Origin of the sequence: Ciceribacter ferrooxidans, from assembly GCF_004137355.1 — a bacterium.
GTDB lineage: Bacteria > Pseudomonadota > Alphaproteobacteria > Rhizobiales > Rhizobiaceae > Allorhizobium > Allorhizobium ferrooxidans.
In genome coordinates this window covers 35,719-51,560 of the sequence record NZ_SDVB01000050.1, presented here as the reverse complement: position 1 = coordinate 51,560, position 15,842 = coordinate 35,719, and the positions used below count along the sequence as shown (strand labels likewise).

Annotated in this window: 12 protein-coding genes; 5 read left to right on the top strand and 7 right to left on the bottom strand. The window is 65.7% G+C overall.

Features of this window, described 5'->3' with window-relative positions; all coding sequences use genetic code 11:
- Nucleotides 1–6 precede the first annotated feature (6 nt).
- The 4 genes from EUU22_RS01430 to EUU22_RS01415 all read left to right on the top strand — a co-directional run bounded on the left by EUU22_RS01430 (nucleotide 7) and on the right by EUU22_RS01415 (nucleotide 5,593).
- Complete coding sequence (locus EUU22_RS01430) at nucleotides 7–1,164, top strand: hypothetical protein (RefSeq protein ID WP_129330342.1); 1,158 nt, start codon at nucleotides 7–9, stop codon at nucleotides 1,162–1,164.
- 3 nt (nucleotides 1,165–1,167) lie between these two features.
- On the top strand, nucleotides 1,168–2,142 hold the full coding sequence (locus EUU22_RS01425) for a hypothetical protein (RefSeq protein ID WP_165351033.1): 975 nt from the start codon (nucleotides 1,168–1,170) through the stop codon (nucleotides 2,140–2,142).
- Nucleotides 2,143–2,435: 293 nt separating this feature from the next.
- Entirely contained in the window at nucleotides 2,436–3,026 is a 591-nt protein-coding gene (locus EUU22_RS01420) for a DUF922 domain-containing Zn-dependent protease (RefSeq protein WP_129330340.1), read from the top strand.
- Nucleotides 3,027–3,154: 128 nt separating this feature from the next.
- Entirely contained in the window at nucleotides 3,155–5,593 is a 2,439-nt protein-coding gene (locus EUU22_RS01415) for a Lon protease family protein (protein WP_129330339.1), read from the top strand.
- A 6-nt stretch (nucleotides 5,594–5,599) separates the two neighbouring features.
- Here EUU22_RS01415 and yddG read toward each other — a convergent pair whose 3' ends face one another.
- Nucleotides 5,600–6,508: an aromatic amino acid exporter YddG gene (gene yddG / locus EUU22_RS01410; RefSeq protein WP_129330338.1), complete on the bottom strand. Its 909-nt coding sequence runs from the start codon at nucleotides 6,506–6,508 to the stop codon at nucleotides 5,600–5,602.
- 334 nt (nucleotides 6,509–6,842) lie between these two features.
- On the opposite strand from yddG, the gene EUU22_RS01405 reads away from it, so the two are divergent.
- Nucleotides 6,843–7,802, top strand: a complete 960-nt coding sequence (locus EUU22_RS01405) for an asparagine synthase-related protein (protein ID WP_129330337.1) — start codon at nucleotides 6,843–6,845, stop codon at nucleotides 7,800–7,802.
- A 30-nt stretch (nucleotides 7,803–7,832) separates the two neighbouring features.
- Here EUU22_RS01405 and EUU22_RS01400 read toward each other — a convergent pair whose 3' ends face one another.
- From EUU22_RS01400 to EUU22_RS01375, 6 genes are all read right to left on the bottom strand, one after another.
- Entirely contained in the window at nucleotides 7,833–8,165 is a 333-nt protein-coding gene (locus EUU22_RS01400) for a DUF167 domain-containing protein (protein WP_129330336.1), read from the bottom strand.
- 108 nt (nucleotides 8,166–8,273) lie between these two features.
- Complete coding sequence (locus EUU22_RS01395) at nucleotides 8,274–11,231, bottom strand: bifunctional [glutamine synthetase] adenylyltransferase/[glutamine synthetase]-adenylyl-L-tyrosine phosphorylase (RefSeq protein WP_129330335.1); 2,958 nt, start codon at nucleotides 11,229–11,231, stop codon at nucleotides 8,274–8,276.
- Nucleotides 11,232–11,328: 97 nt separating this feature from the next.
- Nucleotides 11,329–12,735: a sensor histidine kinase gene (locus tag EUU22_RS01390; RefSeq protein ID WP_129330334.1), complete on the bottom strand. Its 1,407-nt coding sequence runs from the start codon at nucleotides 12,733–12,735 to the stop codon at nucleotides 11,329–11,331.
- A gap of 8 nt (nucleotides 12,736–12,743) precedes the next feature.
- Entirely contained in the window at nucleotides 12,744–13,502 is a 759-nt protein-coding gene (locus EUU22_RS01385; RefSeq protein WP_129330333.1) for a response regulator transcription factor, read from the bottom strand.
- Between the two features lie 86 nt (nucleotides 13,503–13,588).
- A complete protein-coding gene (locus tag EUU22_RS01380) occupies nucleotides 13,589–15,157 on the bottom strand; it encodes a Do family serine endopeptidase (RefSeq protein WP_165351032.1) in 1,569 nt (522 codons plus the stop codon).
- A gap of 243 nt (nucleotides 15,158–15,400) precedes the next feature.
- The gene (locus EUU22_RS01375; protein WP_245484877.1) at nucleotides 15,401–15,832 is read right to left on the bottom strand and encodes a cytochrome c-type biogenesis protein; all 432 of its coding nucleotides are present in this window, start codon (nucleotides 15,830–15,832) and stop codon (nucleotides 15,401–15,403) included.
- Nucleotides 15,833–15,842 lie beyond the last annotated feature (10 nt).

Genomic DNA, 15,842 nt, shown 5'->3' with positions numbered 1-15,842 from the left:
GATTTTATGCAGTTTGAAGTGATCGGAATCGATTACGACAGCCGTATTCAGAACTTTATGGTAAGCGCTCGCGCAGACTATGAATGGTATCTCGAAAAGACCCAGGGCTCCGAAGAGAACCTCGCGATCCAGCGCGATATCATTCGTGGATCAAAACCCTACAAGAATCTTCGCGCGGACCTAAAGCTCGGGTGCATCCTACCCACGATTGTGCTCGCGGTCCGGGATATCGACCAGACCGTTTTGGAGAATTACAGCAAGGATGAGGGCTTCATTCAGGCGTCGCGAGCAGACCTCGACGTGTTACAGGGGGCAATCACCGAGAGCGTGCCAACTGACTTTGACATCATCGATGGCCTTCAGCGCACGAATGCGCTCCGCCAGACGCTCGACGATCTTGAGCAGGACGAGCGCGAGCCGTTCCTCCGGCGGTCCCTCAGACTCGAAATCTGGGTCAACATCGCCTTCTTTCCGCTAGCCTACCGCATGCTGTTGCTCAACGCGGGCCAGCGCCCGATGTCGATGAAGCATCAGATCGACATCCTGTCGGGGGGGCTTGCTAACGATATTAAGGATATCAACGGTATCGAGATCTTTCGCGTTAAAGACCACAAGCGTCGGGTCCGTCCGGGGCAGTTCCACCTCTCGACACTTGCGCAGGCTTTCCAGGCGTGGATGCAGCGGAGTCCGAACGTCGATCGAACCAACCTCGTGGTGGAGACGATGGTCGTCGATGAAGCTCTGGAATCGCTCGGTATCGATCTGACTTCTGAGGACGGCAATCAACGAGACGGTTTTCGGCAGTTCGTGGAATGGGTGATCACGCTCGACCAAGCCCTCGGAGAGGAACAGAACCGCTTCTTCGGCAATGACACCGTCGTGCTTGGCTTCGCTGCAGCGACCGGCTTCGCCCACAAGAATGACACACTGCAGGACCGTCTGCCGACGGCAATGGCCAAGCTGATCGAGGCAGCCCATGAAGATGCCGCCGAGGCTCTCGGCGTTGAAATCTTCGAACGGATACGTACGACGGTGGACACGAAGCGCAGCAACGTTGGCGAGTGGACCCGTGGACTCGTGTTCCGGGCCGTCCGTGAGTACATTATGCAGGAAGGAACCAGCAGCATGAGGGACTGCTGGACCCAGGCAGCAAGCATGGGTTAAGATATGCACCTTCGCGAAGCCTTGGGTAGCGCCCATGACATTGATCCGACACGCCCTATCGTCATCGGTTCCATGAAGCTTGGGGAAGAGGCTGCAGCCTTGGCGGCCGAGATCCTCTCCGGGACCGTAGACCTGCCTGTTGCCACCCTAGTGGACCGGGAGTTTCGGCGGCCGGTATACTGGTCTGTCGATCACGCCACCGAAGGTCATGCGGAGATCTTCGGCTTCCCGGTCGATTGGAAGGATGAGCTACCTACTGCCCTAGAGATGGCACTGGTAAGGGCAGTTGCCGTTCTCCCGCCAGACCAGCACCCTGCGATTCTCGCTGGAGGTGTCGAGATAATACTTGGTTCCGAAAACGCATGCGTAGATTTCCGAAAAGTCGCGTGCGCCGCGGAAAACCCGATGGTCGGTGAAACGACCGAATTCGATAGAGCCACCAGCGCTGCCATAGTAGCAGCAGGAGTTGGGCGAGGCCTGAAAGTCGCCATGGACTGCCTGCTGAACTCATACGCTACCTCTCCTCTGAAGTTCCGCTTCCTCGAACTCTACCGCGTGATGGAGGCCCTCTTCCTCGCGGATGTGAAAAGCAGGTTGATGGCGGGTTTCGACGCAGAGCCAACGTTGGCATTGAACGATGCGCTAGACGCGCTGCAGTCAGAGCTTAAGCAAATAACTACGCTTGCCGAACCGTACCAGGACCTGTTCGAAGAGTGCTGGGCCGTACTCGACGGCCTCAGGAACACTAATCGCTTTGTGGCAGCCCTCTTCAAGCGCCTTGAGAAGAAGAAGGTGAATGGCCATGGTAAGTGGCAGACTGGCGCCGCACTCATCTATCAGATCCGCTGTGCCGTTGTGCATGCAGGCGAAAAGGATATGATCTTCGAAAACTTTGCCGACGGCGATGCAGCGCTCAAAGCCGTCCTGCCCACCGTCGAGCGCACGGCGCTACGGATGCTAGGCATCACACTCGGCTGAGCGAAGAGCGCGTTTTCACAACATTTAACCCGCCCAAGAGCCGTAGGGTGAACGTGCGCCGCACCCGGCTAACGCCGTCAAACCGTCTCATATCCTGCAGGTGGTGCCTTCAGGTAGACTGTGTCGGCTTTTGTTGGCGGCTCTCCGGAGAGAAGCCAGTTCCCTCCCTACCCCATTCCGACCCTTCGTCGAACTGCAAAAAGACTGGCGTAAGCGTTCCTTGGTGGGCATTTGCTATAATTCCGGATAACGCTAACCTCCCCGAAATCCGAAGCAGCAAGGCGAGGTTCCGCGTGCGCTCCATCTTCCCGGCCGTCATCGCCCTCCTCTTCTCCGCCGGCCTGGCGAGCGCCGAAGGCCAGGTGATCGAGAAGGTCGAGACCTATGCCGTCAGCGGCCGCACAGGTCCGGAACTCTACGCCTCGATCGGCGCGCGCGGGCCGTTGCTCGCCGGCAAGGTCCGCTCGATCGCCCATACCAGCTTCCGGCTCACCTGGCAGCGCGACTACCAGCAGCGCGGCACGGCCTGCGTGCTCGCCTCGGCAAAACCGAAGCTCGTCATCACCACCGTGCTGCCGAAGGCGGTCCAGCCGCTCGACGAGCCGGTCCGCGGCAACTGGCAGCGCTTCGTCGAAGGCGTGACGGCGCACGAGAAGGTGCACGGCACCTTCATCCGGGAGCTGGTGAAGGAGATCGAGAAGGCGACCATCGGCCTTGCGGTCGAGAACGATCCCGGCTGCCGCAAAATTCGCGAGAAGATGCAGCCGATCCTCGGCGAGATCTCGCAGACCGAGCGCCGGAAAAGCCGCGATTTCGACGAGGTCGAGATGAATGACGGCGGCGCGGTGCACCAGCTTGTCCTGCAACTCGTCAACGGCGGATGACGGGGAACGTCCGTCTTTTTCGGACACGCCTAAAACAGCTTTGCATTTCTCCCGAATAACCGCCTAATATCAATGCGAAGTCCTGTCGTGGGTGCTGTTCCGGCACCCTTCCCGGAGCATGTCCGCTCATGACCGCCACGACCCTTGCCGCCGACCAGTTGCGCGCTGCCTGTGACCCGGCATCGCTGCCTTTCGAGACCACCGCCACGCTCGAGCCGCTCGACGCGCTGATCGGGCAGGACCGCGCCGTCGAGGCGATCCGGCTCGCCGCGCAGATGGAGCACCACCGCTTCAACCTCTATGTCCACGGGCCGGAGGGGAGCGGCAGGCACTCCACCGTGCTGAAGATCCTCGCCGAGGAAGCGGCCGGCCGGCCGGTGCCGGCCGACTGGGTCTATGTCCAGAATTTCGACGATCCCGACCGCCCGCTCGCCATCGAGCTGCCCCGCGGCGAAGGCCCGCGGCTGCGGGCGGCGATGACCGCATTGGTCGAGGACCTCGCCACCCAGATCCCCTCGCTCCTCGTCTCCGAAGAATACCAGAACCGCCGCATGGCGCTGGAACAGGAGTTCGGCGCGCGCCACGAGACCGCCTTCGAGGAATTGCGCAAGGCCGCCGAGAGCCGCAACGTCGCGATCCTGCGCACGCCGATGGGCTTCTCGCTCGCCGCCATGCATGGTGGCGAAATCCAGAAGGCCGAAGTGCTGGCTCGCCTGCCCGAGGAAGAGCGCAAGAAGCTGCAGGAGGATGTCGCCGCCACGGAAAAGGAACTCGAGGACTTCCTGATGTCGCTGCCCGAGCTCGAGCGGGAACAGCGCAGCGCCATCAGTCGTCTCAACGAGGAGATGGCGAAGGTGGCGGTCGACGCCGCGCTGACGCTGGCGATGCGCGGCTTCGAGACCATGCCGGCGCTGGCCGCGCATTTCAAGGCGCTGAGAGCCGACCTGATCGCGCATGCCGACCTCTTCCTGTCGCTCGAGCGCGGCAAGGCCAACGATCCCTTCCCGGCGGAGCTTGCGGCCCTTCGCGAAGACCCCCGCTTTCACCGCTATGCGGTCAACGTCATGGTCACGCAGGCCGGGGACGTCACCGCGGCGCCGGTGGTGGTGGAGACGCTGCCGACGCTCGCCAATCTCACCGGGCAGATCGACTACATTCCGATGCAGGGCGCCCTCGTCACCGATTTCACCCAGATCAAGCCGGGGGCGCTGCACCGGGCGAACGGCGGCTTTCTGGTGCTCGACGCGCGGCGCGTGCTCACCGAGCCCTTCGCCTGGGACGCGCTCAAGCGCTGCCTGGAGACGAAGGCCGTCCACGTCATCACCGCGGCGGAGCGGCTCGGCCTGATCGCCACGACGACGCTGGAGCCGGAACCCATTCCGCTCAAGGTGCGCGTCGTCCTGGTCGGCGACCGCCTGCTCCACCTGATCCTCTCCGAGTTCGACCCGGATTTCGGGCAGTATTTCCGCGTCGCCGCCGAGTTCGGCGACGACATGAACCGCAGTGCCGATTCCGTCGGCCTGTTTGCGCGGCTCGTCGCCACCGTCGTGGCGCGCGAGCGGTTGCGCCCGGTCTCGCGCGACGGGGTGGCGAGCCTCGTCGACGCCGCAACCCGTGCCGCCGCGGACCAGCAGAAGCTGTCGCTCCGGATGGGCGAGATCTGGGACATCCTGCGGGAGGCCGACCACAGGGCCGGAAAGGCCGGCTCCGCCGCCGTCACCGCCGAGCATGTCAGGGCGGCGATCGAGGCCGCCGAACGCCGCCGCAGCCTGACGCGGGACCGGCTGCGGGAAGCGACCGTGCGCGGCATCGTCCAGATCTCCACCCAGGGCAGTGTCATCGGCCAGGTGAACGGGCTCACCGTCAGCGAACTCGGCGAGGAACGCTTCGGCGCGCCGGTGCGCATCACCGCCCGCGTGCGCATGGGCACGGGCCGCGTCGTCGACATCGAGCGCGAGGCGCGGCTCGGCGGGCCGATCCACTCCAAGGCGGTCCTCATCCTTTCGAGCTTCCTTGCCACGCGCTACGTGCCGAACACGCCGCTCTCGCTCTGGGCGAGCCTCGTCTTCGAGCAGAGCTACGGCGGGGTCGAGGGCGACAGCGCTTCGCTCGCCGAACTCTGCGCGCTCTTGTCCGCGCTGGCCGACGTGCCGGTCTCGCAATCCTTCGCCGTCACCGGTTCGGTGAACCAGATGGGCGAGGTGCAGGCGATCGGCGGCATCAACGAGAAGATCGAAGGCTTCTTCAACCTCTGCCGCGAGGTCGGCCTCACCGGGCGACAGGGGGTAATCATCCCGCAATCGAATGTCACCCACCTGATGTTGCACACCGACGTCGTCGAGGCGGTGGCGGCCGGGCGCTTCCATATCCACGCGGTCGCCAGTGTCGACGAGGCGATCGAGCAGTTGACCGGCCTGCCGGCCGGCAAGCGGATGCTGAACGGAGAATTCGAGGACGGCTCGGTCAACGCCAATATCGAGGTACGGCTGCTCGACTTCGCCGACGCCCGCGCCTCGATGCTGCAGCTGCGCCTGCCCGAGCAGACGGAAGACCAGAACGAAGGGTGAGCGGCCTCACGCCCCCGTCGCGGGCACGGTCTCCGCGGCTTTCGGACGGCGCCTGAAGACGATGTCCTTCGCCGCGATCAGCGCGCCCGCGACGATCAGCGCGCAGGCGAGCGCCACCGACCAGTGGAACTCGCCGTAGCCGAAGGCGAGGAGCGCCAGCACCGAGAGCAGCGGCGCGGCATAGGAAAGCGCACCGAGCACCATGATGTCGCCGTGCTTGCAGCCCCAGTCCCAGACGTAGAAGCCGAGGCCGAGCGGCACCAGGCCGAGGATGGCGATCGCCGTCCAGGCGGAGGTGGTCTGCGGCCACACGGTCTCCTCGAGGCCGAGATGCAGGAGAAAGGTGACGACTGCCGTGATCAGGCAGTAGCCCGCCACCATGTCGACGGGGACGGCGCCGAAGCGGCGCGACAGCACCGAATAGCCCGACCAGACGAAGGCGCAGAAGAGCGCGATCAGGTGCCCCGGCATGAGGCCGCCGGCAAGGCCGACCTCGCCGCCCTTGGTGATGATGGCGACGGCGCCGGCAAGGCCGAGCAGCACGCCGATGATGTGATGGCGCCGCAGCCGCTCGCCCGGCAGGAAGGAGGCGAAGACGACGATCAGCAGCGGCCAGAGATAGGCGATCAGGCTGACCTCGATCGCCGGTGCCGACTGGATCGCGAAGAAATAGGCGCAGTGATAGATGCAGATGCCGGCGACCCCGACCGCCCAGACCTGCCACGGCTGCGCGAGCGCGCGGATCGCCTGCGGCCGGAACGGCCAGCTCACGACACCCACCATGCCGCCGAGGAAGAAGGCCATCGCCGCCAGCTGGAATGGCGGAACAGGCCCGGCCGCCTTCGAAAGCAGCGCCAGAAATGCCCAGGTCAGAATGGCGATGAAGCCGATGAAAGTCGCAACCGTCTTGTTCATGATGCACCGGTGGTTGAGGTCAACGCGTTTCTGCCACGGCGCGGCGGAAAATGATACCCGGGATGCAGCATTCGCCGTCGCAGACCGGCGAGTGCACCGGCCCTCCGGCCGAGCGCTCGGCCTATGTCCTTGTATTGCTTGCCACGGGCAAGCAGCTCGGCGACCGAGAGCGGGCGGGCCTCAGGCGTCCCGCAGATTTTCGCGCATCGCGGGCACCATTGCCACGGCTTTCGTACTGCGCTTGAGACATGCCGCAACGATCGCTACGATCGATGGCGCCGGAACTGCCGCGGCAACGTCGCGTCGGCTGCGTCACGACAAGGAGGCGCCAGTCATGTCCCCGCTTGACATCGACACCGACCGGACCATCGAGGAGATCACCCGATACCTTCAGGAGATCGTCCGGCGCGACCATTCGCGCGGCGTGATCCTCGGACTGAGCGGCGGACTGGACTCCTGCGTGCTCGCCGCGCTTGCGGTGCACGCCCTTGGCCCACAGGCCGTCTGCGTGATCTATATCGGCGACCGCGACAGCGATCCACGCATCGCAGATCACGCAAGGGAGGTGGCGCGGCGGCTCGGCCTGACCCTCGAGACCCTCGACATCAGCGGCGAAATGGCGAAGCGCGGCGTCTACGCGCCGGTCTTCATCAGGCTGCTCAGGCTCTCGCCGGTCGTCGCAGAGCTCAGTTCGGCCGCCTACAGGCTGGTCCACGGCGAACCGCCGTTCGTCTCCGCGCTCCGGGTCGGCGGCGGGGAAAAACTGACGCCGTGGCACAAGCAGCTCATGTACGGTCGGACCATGCGGCATGTCGACGAGGGATTCTCGCAGCGCCACATCTGCCGGCGCGCGATCGCCGAACGGCTCGCGCGGGAACGGAACCTGTCCCTCATCGGCGCGGCGAACCTCTCCGAATGCGAGACCGGCTGGTTCGTCAAGGGCGGCATCGACGATCTGCCGGTACAGCCGCTCTCCGGCCTCTACAAGACGCAGGTGCGCCAGCTCGCCGAGGCTCTCGATCTTCCCGAGGCCGTGCGCGCGCAGCTGCCCTCGCCCGACATGGCGAGAGGCGTGACCGACGAATTCGGCATCGGCCACCTCTACCGCGACGTCGACCTCGTCTTCGACGGCCACGACCGCGGACTGCCGGAAAGCGAGATCGCCAGAATGGGAGTGCCGGCGGACGAGATAGCCGCAATCCTCGAACTGCGCCGGCTTTCTGCCTGGAAGAGAACCTCGCCGCATGACGCTCCGCCCGTCAGCGGGAAGTTCGGATCGCCGATCCGGCGCTGAAGCAGCGCACTGCTTTCCGACGGCGAGCCTCTACCGAAAGACGCCCGGCAATTTCGCCGGTGCCTTGATCCTGAGCTGCTTGTTGACGTTGAAGCACCCGAAGACGACGGTGATCGCGTGCGGCGCAACGCCGAATTCGCCGGCAAGGAACCGCACCATGTGGTCCGTCGCCCGCCCGAACCGCGGCGCTTCCGTCACCGAGACCTGCAACTGCCGCCCCTTGGGCTTGCCGATCGCGTCGCGGCTGGCGGCCGGCTTGCCGAGAATGTTGACGACCAGCACGTCCTCCTCCCACCAGAAGAAGGAATCCCGGCCTTCAGCGCCGTCTTCGGCCGGTCGCTTCTTCGTCCTCTGCCGTTTCATGGTGGTTTCCATCTCCCCGGCGTCCGCGCACCGTCCCACCTGCCATAGGCCAGCGCGAGACGGTTGCGCAAGGAGAGACATCAAGGGACCGGCCAAGGAGCCAGCACCTCACCCCTTCACGACCGTCTGGAACACCTTCCGCACCGCCTTCGAGAGTCGCTTGATCTCGGCCTCCAGCGTCTTGATGTCCGGGCAGTCGCCGGCGCGGCAGACGAGGTCGATCAGTCCCGCCGGCACGGCATCGGGCTTGAACGGCCCGTCGATGCAGAGCCGCGTCACCTGCGAGATCTCGCTGTAGAGCCTGATCGCCTCGAGGCAGAGGTCGAGGTCGTTGACGTCCATCAGCGCGCCGCCGGCCGCCTTCAGCGCCTCCTCCGTGGTGAGGCCGTTCACCTTCACCGCGATGCCGCGCGCGGGCGCGACGAGCGTCAGGTATTGCGCGATGAACTCGATATCGATCAGCCCGCCGGGAATGAGCTTCAGGTCCCAGATGTCGCGCGGCGGCTTCTCCTCGTCAATCAGCTTGCGCATCTCGGCGACGTCGCGGGCGGTCTTCGCCTCCTCGCGCGGCCGCTCCAGCACCTCGGCGATGATCCGCTCGGCATCGGCGATCAGGTCCGCGTCGCCGCAGATCGGCCGTGCGCGGGTGAGCGCCATGTGCTCCCAGGTCCAGGCCTCCTCTTTCTGGTACTTCTCGAAGGCGCGCAGTCGCGTCGCCACCGGCCCCTTGTTGCCGGAAGGGCGAAGCCGCATGTCGACCTCGTAGAGCACGCCTTCCGCCGTCGGGGCCGAGAGCGCCGAGATCAGCCGCTGCGTGAGCCGGGTGAAATAGCGCACCGGGTCGAGCGGCTTCGGCCCGTCGGATTCGCCCGCTTCGTCGTCGTAGTCATAGAGCAGGATCAGGTCGATGTCGGAGCCCGCCGTCAGCTCGAAGCTGCCGAGCTTGCCCATGCCGGCTATCGCCACCCTGCCGCCTGGGAAGCGGCCGTGATGGGCCTCGATCTCGCGCAGCACCGCGGCGAGCGCGGCTTCCAGGATGAGCGCCGCGAGATCGGTGAAGGCGCGTCCCGCCTGCATGCCGCCGATCGTGCCGGTCAGAAGCCTAATGCCGATCAGGAAGCGGTGCTCGGCGGCGAAGATGCGCAGCCGGTCGAGCAGATCCTCGTAATGGCGGGCGCCGGCGAGAAAGCTTTCGAGACGGCCGGAGAGATAGTCGCGGGTCGGCAGTTGCACCATCAGCGACGGGTCGAGCATGCCGTCGAAGACATGCGGCCTGGAGGCGATGATGTCGGCGAGCCGCGGCGCCGAGGACATGATGTTGACGATGAGTTCGAGGAGCGCCGGGTTCTTGCCGAGCAGCGAGAAGAGCTGGATGCCCGCCGGAAGCCCGGAGAGGAAGTTGTCGAAACGCAGCAGCGCCTCGTCGGCGCGGCGGCTCTCGCCGAAGGTCTTCAGGAGCTGCGGCATCAGTTCCGTCAGCCGCTCGCGCGCCTCGACCGACTGCGTGGCGCGGTAGCGGCCGTAATGCCAGGTGCGGATGACGCGCGAAATGTCCTCCGGCCGCTCGAAGCCGAGCGCAACAAGCGTCTTCAGCGTGTCGGGGTCGTCGCGCTGGCCGGTGAAGACGAGGTTGCCGTGGGCGCCCGAGAGCTCTCCTTCGTGCTCGAAGAGCTTCGCATAGCGCCGCTCGACCGTCTTCAGCACGCTTTCGAGCCGCGCGGAGAAGCTCGCCGTATCGGCAAAGCCGGCCATCAGGGCGATGCGCCTCAGCTCCGCCTCCGTCTGCGGCAGCACGTGCGTCTGCTCGTCGTAGACCATCTGGATCCGGTGTTCGATATCGCGCAGGAACCAGTAGCACTCGGTGAGCTCTGTCCGGGTCGTGTCGTCGATCCAGCTGGCGTCGGTCAGCGCCTGCAGCGCCTCCTCGGTCGCCCGCACGCGCAGCTGCGGCATGCGGCCACCGGCGATCAGCTGCTGGGTTTGGGCGAAGAATTCGATTTCGCGGATGCCGCCGCGGCCGAGCTTGACGTTGTGGCCCTTGACGGCGATCGCGCCGAACCCCTTGTGGGCGTGGATCTGCCGCTTGATCGAGTGGATGTCGGCGATCGCCGCATAGTCGAGGTATTTCCGGTAGACGAAGGGCACCAGCTCGCGCAGGAACCCCTCGCCGGCCGCAAGATCGCCGCCGACCGGCCGCGCCTTGATGAAGGCGGCGCGCTCCCAGTTCTGGCCGCGCCCCTCGTAATAGAGGATCGCCGCCTCGACCGGCACGGCAAGCGGCGTCGAGCCGGGGTCGGGGCGCAGCCGGAGGTCGGTGCGGAAGACATAGCCGTCGGCGCTACGCTCCTGCATGATCCGCACCAGCCGGCGCATCATCCGCCCGAAGGTCTCGGTCGCGTCCTCGGGCGAGACGAGAATGCCGGCGAACGGCTCGAAGAAGACCACGAGGTCGATGTCGGAGGAATAGTTGAGCTCGCGGGCGCCGAGCTTGCCCATGCCGAGCACGATGAGGCCGCTGCCGACGGACGGCGCGTAACGGTCGGCGAGCTTCAGCTTGCCGGCATCCTCGCCGGCGAGGAGCAGGTGGTCGACGGCGGCGGCAACCGCCGCCTCCGCCATGGCGGTCAGCCAGCCCGTCGTCTGCCGTCCGTCGAAGAGGCGCGAAAGGTCCGCGAGCGCCACCAGGAAGGAGAGCTTGCGCTTGGCGATCCGGAGCCTGGACATCACCTCCGCCTCGGAGGGCGTCGCTCCGTCGCCATTGCCCCTCCAGGCGTTGCGGGCGTCCGCCACCAGCCCTTCGAGCAGCGGCTCCAACGGCTCGGAAACGGCGCTTGCGAGCAGCGCCGGCTTGAGCGTCGCGGTCTCGCGCAGATAGGGCGAGAGGCTGATCGCCGCCGTCACGAACGACTTGAGCGGCGTCTCCTCGGCCATCAGCGCGGCAATCGCCGGCTCCTGCCGGCCGATCTCCTTCAGCGCCGCAACGGCCGCCTTGAGTTCCGTCTGGTTGAGCGGGCGGATGACGTCCGGCGCGACCGCGCGGAGCCAGGTGTTCGTCTGATCAGCCATGGGGCCTCCTCCCTCGACCGCGGCGGTATCCGCGATTCTCGCCTTTGCCGGCGCAGATTAGAGGAGCGGAAGTGTAAAGGGAATCATATCCCTCGGGTCAGGCCTTCTGTCCGGGAAAGACCATGGTCGCGGTCAGGCCCGGCTGTTCCTTGCCCGGTTCGGTGTCTGAAAGCTCGAGCCGCCCGCCGTGAAGCGCCATGATCGCCTCGACCAGCGAGAGGCCGAGCCCGGTGCCGGGCTTCGAACGGCTTTCGTCGAGCCGCATGAAGCGTTTGACGACATCGGCGCGCTTTTCCGCGGGAACGCCCGGCCCGTGGTCGGAGACCGAGAGGCGCAGTTCGCCGCCGGTTTTCGCCACCGTGAGCGTGATCGTACCGTCGCCGTCGCTTTCCGCACCGTACTTGATCGCGTTGTCGACGAGGTTCGAGATCGCCTGGCCGATGAGCTCGCGGTTGCCGCGCACCGAAAGCCCCGGCGCGATCTCGGCCGCGAGCTTCTGCCCCGCCTCCTCTGCCACCGGCTCGTAGAGCTCGGCGGCATCGGCGGCGATCGCCGACAGGTCGACGTCGGAAAGCTCGGCAGCGATCGAACCCGCCTCGACACGGCTGATCATGAGAAGCGCATTGAACGTTCGGATCAGTTGGTCGGACTCGGCGATGATGCCCTCGAGCGCCGCCCGTCTTGCGCCGTCATTGTCCTCGGCCAGCGCATCCGTCGCCTTGTTGCGCAGGCGGGTCAGCGGCGTCTTCAGGTCATGGGCGATGTTGTCGGAAACCTGCCGCAGCCCCTCGTTCAGCCGCTCGATCCGCCCCAGCATGTCGTTCAGCGATTGCGACAGGCGGTCGAACTCGTCGCCCGAGCCGACGACCGGCAGGCGCTGGGAAAGGTCGCCCGCCATGATCTTGGTGCTCGCCGCCGACATCCGGTCGATCCGCTTCAGCGCATTGCGGCCGATCGCGAACCAGATGATCAGCGCGCCGAAGCCCATGATCGCCAGCGCCACCATCAGCGCCTTGCGGACGAGAAGGCGGAATTTCGCCGGCTCGCCGAGGTCGCGGCCAACGAGCACCCGCAGCCCGTTGTCGAGAATGAAGACATGGGCGGTGGCGATGTGCTTTTTGGCGTCGCCGGTCTCGGAATAGCGCTCGTAGAGGAAGGGGAAGTCAGTCCAGCCCTCCTTGTCGAAGATGCCCGGCTGCAGCGAGCCGACATTGCCGGCGAGGATTTCGCCGTTCGGCCCGGCGATGACGTAGAGGTTGGCGCCCGGCTGGCGGGCACGCCGCTCCATGATCTTCAGCATCTGGTTCATGCCGCCATTGCCGTAGGCACGCTCGATGTCGGCCACTTCCTGCTGCAGGCTGTCGCGGGTCTGCTGGTTGAGCAGCCGTTCGGAAAGCGCCGTCACGTAGAAGACGAGGAAGGCCGCGCAGAGCGCGAAGAGCACGATATAGAGCGCGGAAAGCCGGACTGCCGTCGACTTGAAGAGCACACCGATGCGCGACATGGACGGCGTTACCCTTCGTCCTTGATCATGTAGCCGGCGCCGCGCACCGTCTTCAGCAGCGGCTTGTCGAAGTCCTTCTCGATCTTCGAGCGCAGCCGCGACACATGCACGTCGATGACGTTGGTCTGCGGGTCGAAGTGATAGTCCCAGACGTTCTCGAGCAGCATGGTGCGCGTCACCACCTGCCCGGCGTTCTTCATCAGGTATTCGAGCAGGCGGAACTCGCGCGGCTGCAGCAGGAGTTCCTTGCCGCTGCGCCTCACCTCGTGGGAGAGCCGGTCGAGCTCCAGGTCGCCGACCCGGTAGACCATGTCCTGTTCCGGCTTGCCCTTGCGGCGGCCGAGCACCTCGACGCGGGCGAGAAGCTCGCTGAAGGCGTAGGGTTTCGGCAGATAGTCGTCGCCGCCGGCGCGAAGCCCCGTCACGCGGTCGTCCACCTGCCCGAGCGCGGAGAGGATCAGCACCGGCGTCTCGACGCCGCGCTTCCTCAGCTCGCTGATGACGGACAATCCGTCGCGGCGCGGCAGCATCCGGTCGACGACGAGCACATCGTAGCCGTTTTCGCTCGCCATGAAGAGGCCGCTCTCGCCGTCGCTCGCGTGGTCGGCCACGATGCCGGCCTCGCGAAAACCCTTGACCATGTAGGCCGCGGCCTCGAGGTCGTCTTCGATCACCAGTATTTTCATGCGCGGGACATTAGCGCCGGCCACGGCCTCCGCACAACCGGTTTCGCCGGTGCCCGGCGCTGTCTGCTGTGGGGAATTCATGCTGGTCTCCCTTCCCTGAATGGAAAGGGCGCCGCGCGGCCCGAAGCCGGTCCCGCGCGGCGCCCTGATGTCGGTCGTCTGCCGGATCAGCCCTGGTCGATCGGCAAAGCGACGAAGCGGCTGCCGTTCTGCGATTCGACCTGGAAGAGCGCCTTGGTGCGGCCGTCCTTCTTCGCCTGGTCGATCACCTTCATGACCTCGTCGGCGGTGGAGACGGCCTGGTTGTTGACCGAGACGATCTTTTCGCCGGCCTGCAGGCCCTTGTCGGCGGCATCCGAATCCGGATCGACGTCGACGATCGTCAGGCCCTTGCCGTCTTCGGCCGGTGCGACGCTGATGCCCATGTTGGCGAGCGCCTGTTCGGTCGAGGGCGTGGTCTTGTCCGGCGTCGCGTCGCCGGACGAGGCCTGCTGGTCCTTCGGCAGTTCGCCGAGTTCGACCTTCAGCGACATCGACTTGCCTTCGCGCCAGATCGAGACGTCGACGGTGGTTCCGGGGGCGAAGGCGGCGATGCGCTTGGCGAGGTCGCGCGGGTCCTTGACGGTTTCGCCGTTGACGGCCGTCACCACGTCACCCTGCTTGATGCCCGCCTTCTCACCCGGAGAACCGGCCTGCGGGGCGACGACGAGGGCGCCGCTCGCTTCCGAAAGGCCGAGCGAATCGGCGATATCCTTCGTCACCGGCTGGATCTGCACGCCGAGCCAGCCGCGCTCGACGGTGCCCGACTTGATGAGCTCGTCGACGACGCCCTTGGCGACGGAGGCCGGAATGGCGAAGGCGATGCCGACATTGCCGCCCGACGGCGAGAAGATCGCGGTGTTGATACCGACCACTTCGCCGCTCAGGTTGAAGTCCGGGCCGCCGGAATTGCCGCGGTTCACCGCCGCATCGATCTGGATGTAGTCGTCATAGGGACCGGAACCGATATCGCGGCCGCGGGCCGAGATGATGCCGGCCGTCACCGTGCCGCCGAGGCCGAAGGGGTTGCCGACGGCGACGACCCAGTCGCCGACGCGCATGTTCTCGTCAGCGGCGAACTGCACGTAGGTGAACTTCTGCTTGGGGTTCTCGACCTTCAGCACCGCGAGGTCGGTGCGGGCGTCGGTACCGACAAGCTTGGCGTCGAGTTCCGTGCCGTCGTTCATGACGACCGTGTAGGCGGCGCCGTCCTCGACGACATGGTTGTTGGTGACGATATAGCCGTCCTCGGAGATGAAGAAGCCGGAGCCCTGCGAGGTCGGACGAAGGCGGCCTTCACCGCGCGGGCGGTTCGGCTTCTGGCCGGGATGGCCATCCGGGCCGGGCATGCCGAATTCCTTGAAGAAGCGCTTGAGCGGGTGGTCGTCCGGGAGATCTTCGAAGCCGCGGCCGCCGAAGCCGAACTGGAAGTTGCTTTCGTCCTGCGCCGTCTGGACATTCGACTGTACGCGGACGGAGACGACGGCCGGGGAAACCGCCGAAACGACGTCGGCGAAACTCGGCACCTGCGGGGCTTCGACGCGGACGGCCTCGGCATAGGCCGGAACGATCATCGCCGGCACGGAGCCCGCAACGATCACTGCGGCAAGACCTGCCGCCGTCGAATTGCGGAGCATCGTCTTGAGCTTGGAGCGTCCATTGCTGTTGAACATGTGACCTACCTTTTCTCTTTTCATCTGACTGTCGGCCGGAAGTCCGGCGTGAAGCGGTGGATGAGGAGAGATATAGGTCGGCGCACGTTACTGCGAACTGTACGGCCGATGAAATCTTCGTAATCTTCGGGAAGGATCGGGACGATCCGTCGCCACGTCGCGCAACGGCGGCAAGTCGCCACCCGCGCGGCGACACTCCGAAATCGGAAAACTCTGGCGGAACAGGCACATGTGCGCTTCGCTCCGGCCGCGGCGGGCTGCCGAGGCTCAGTCCTCGATCAGCGCCTTCAGCCGCGCCTCTTCCTCGGGCGACAGCCTTTCCGGCGCCGGACGATGGCGGCCGCGCGAATAGACGAGCGCTGCGAACGCGCCGATCACCAGCAGCACGGCAGGCGCGCCCCAGAGAACATAGGTCTTGGCCGAGACGCGCGGCTTCAGGAGCACGAACTCGCCGTAGCGCGACACCACGTAGTCGATGACCTGTTCGTCCGTGTCGCCGCCGACGATGCGCTGGCGCACGATGAGCCGGAGGTCGCGGGCGAGATCGGCGTTCGAATCGTCGATCGACTGGTTCTGGCAGACGAGGCAACGCAATTGCGCCGAAAGATTGCGGGCGCGCTCTTCCAGCGCCGGATCGGCCAGCACCTCGTCCGGATTGACGGCGAAGGCGGGCAGCGGCGCGAAGAGAAGGAGAAGCAGAAGAAATAAA

Coding starts and splice junctions, on each gene's coding strand:
- EUU22_RS01430 (WP_129330342.1), top strand. CDS start 7: ATGCAGTTTGAAGTGATCGGAATCGATTACGACAGCCGTATTCAGAAC.
- EUU22_RS01425 (WP_165351033.1), top strand. CDS start 1,168: ATGCACCTTCGCGAAGCCTTGGGTAGCGCCCATGACATTGATCCGACA.
- EUU22_RS01415 (WP_129330339.1), top strand. CDS start 3,155: ATGACCGCCACGACCCTTGCCGCCGACCAGTTGCGCGCTGCCTGTGAC.
- yddG (WP_129330338.1), bottom strand. CDS start 6,508: ATGAACAAGACGGTTGCGACTTTCATCGGCTTCATCGCCATTCTGACC.
- EUU22_RS01405 (WP_129330337.1), top strand. CDS start 6,843: ATGTCCCCGCTTGACATCGACACCGACCGGACCATCGAGGAGATCACC.
- EUU22_RS01400 (WP_129330336.1), bottom strand. CDS start 8,165: ATGAAACGGCAGAGGACGAAGAAGCGACCGGCCGAAGACGGCGCTGAA.
- EUU22_RS01395 (WP_129330335.1), bottom strand. CDS start 11,231: ATGGCTGATCAGACGAACACCTGGCTCCGCGCGGTCGCGCCGGACGTC.
- EUU22_RS01390 (WP_129330334.1), bottom strand. CDS start 12,735: ATGTCGCGCATCGGTGTGCTCTTCAAGTCGACGGCAGTCCGGCTTTCC.
- EUU22_RS01385 (WP_129330333.1), bottom strand. CDS start 13,502: ATGAATTCCCCACAGCAGACAGCGCCGGGCACCGGCGAAACCGGTTGT.
- EUU22_RS01380 (WP_165351032.1), bottom strand. CDS start 15,157: ATGAAAAGAGAAAAGGTAGGTCACATGTTCAACAGCAATGGACGCTCC.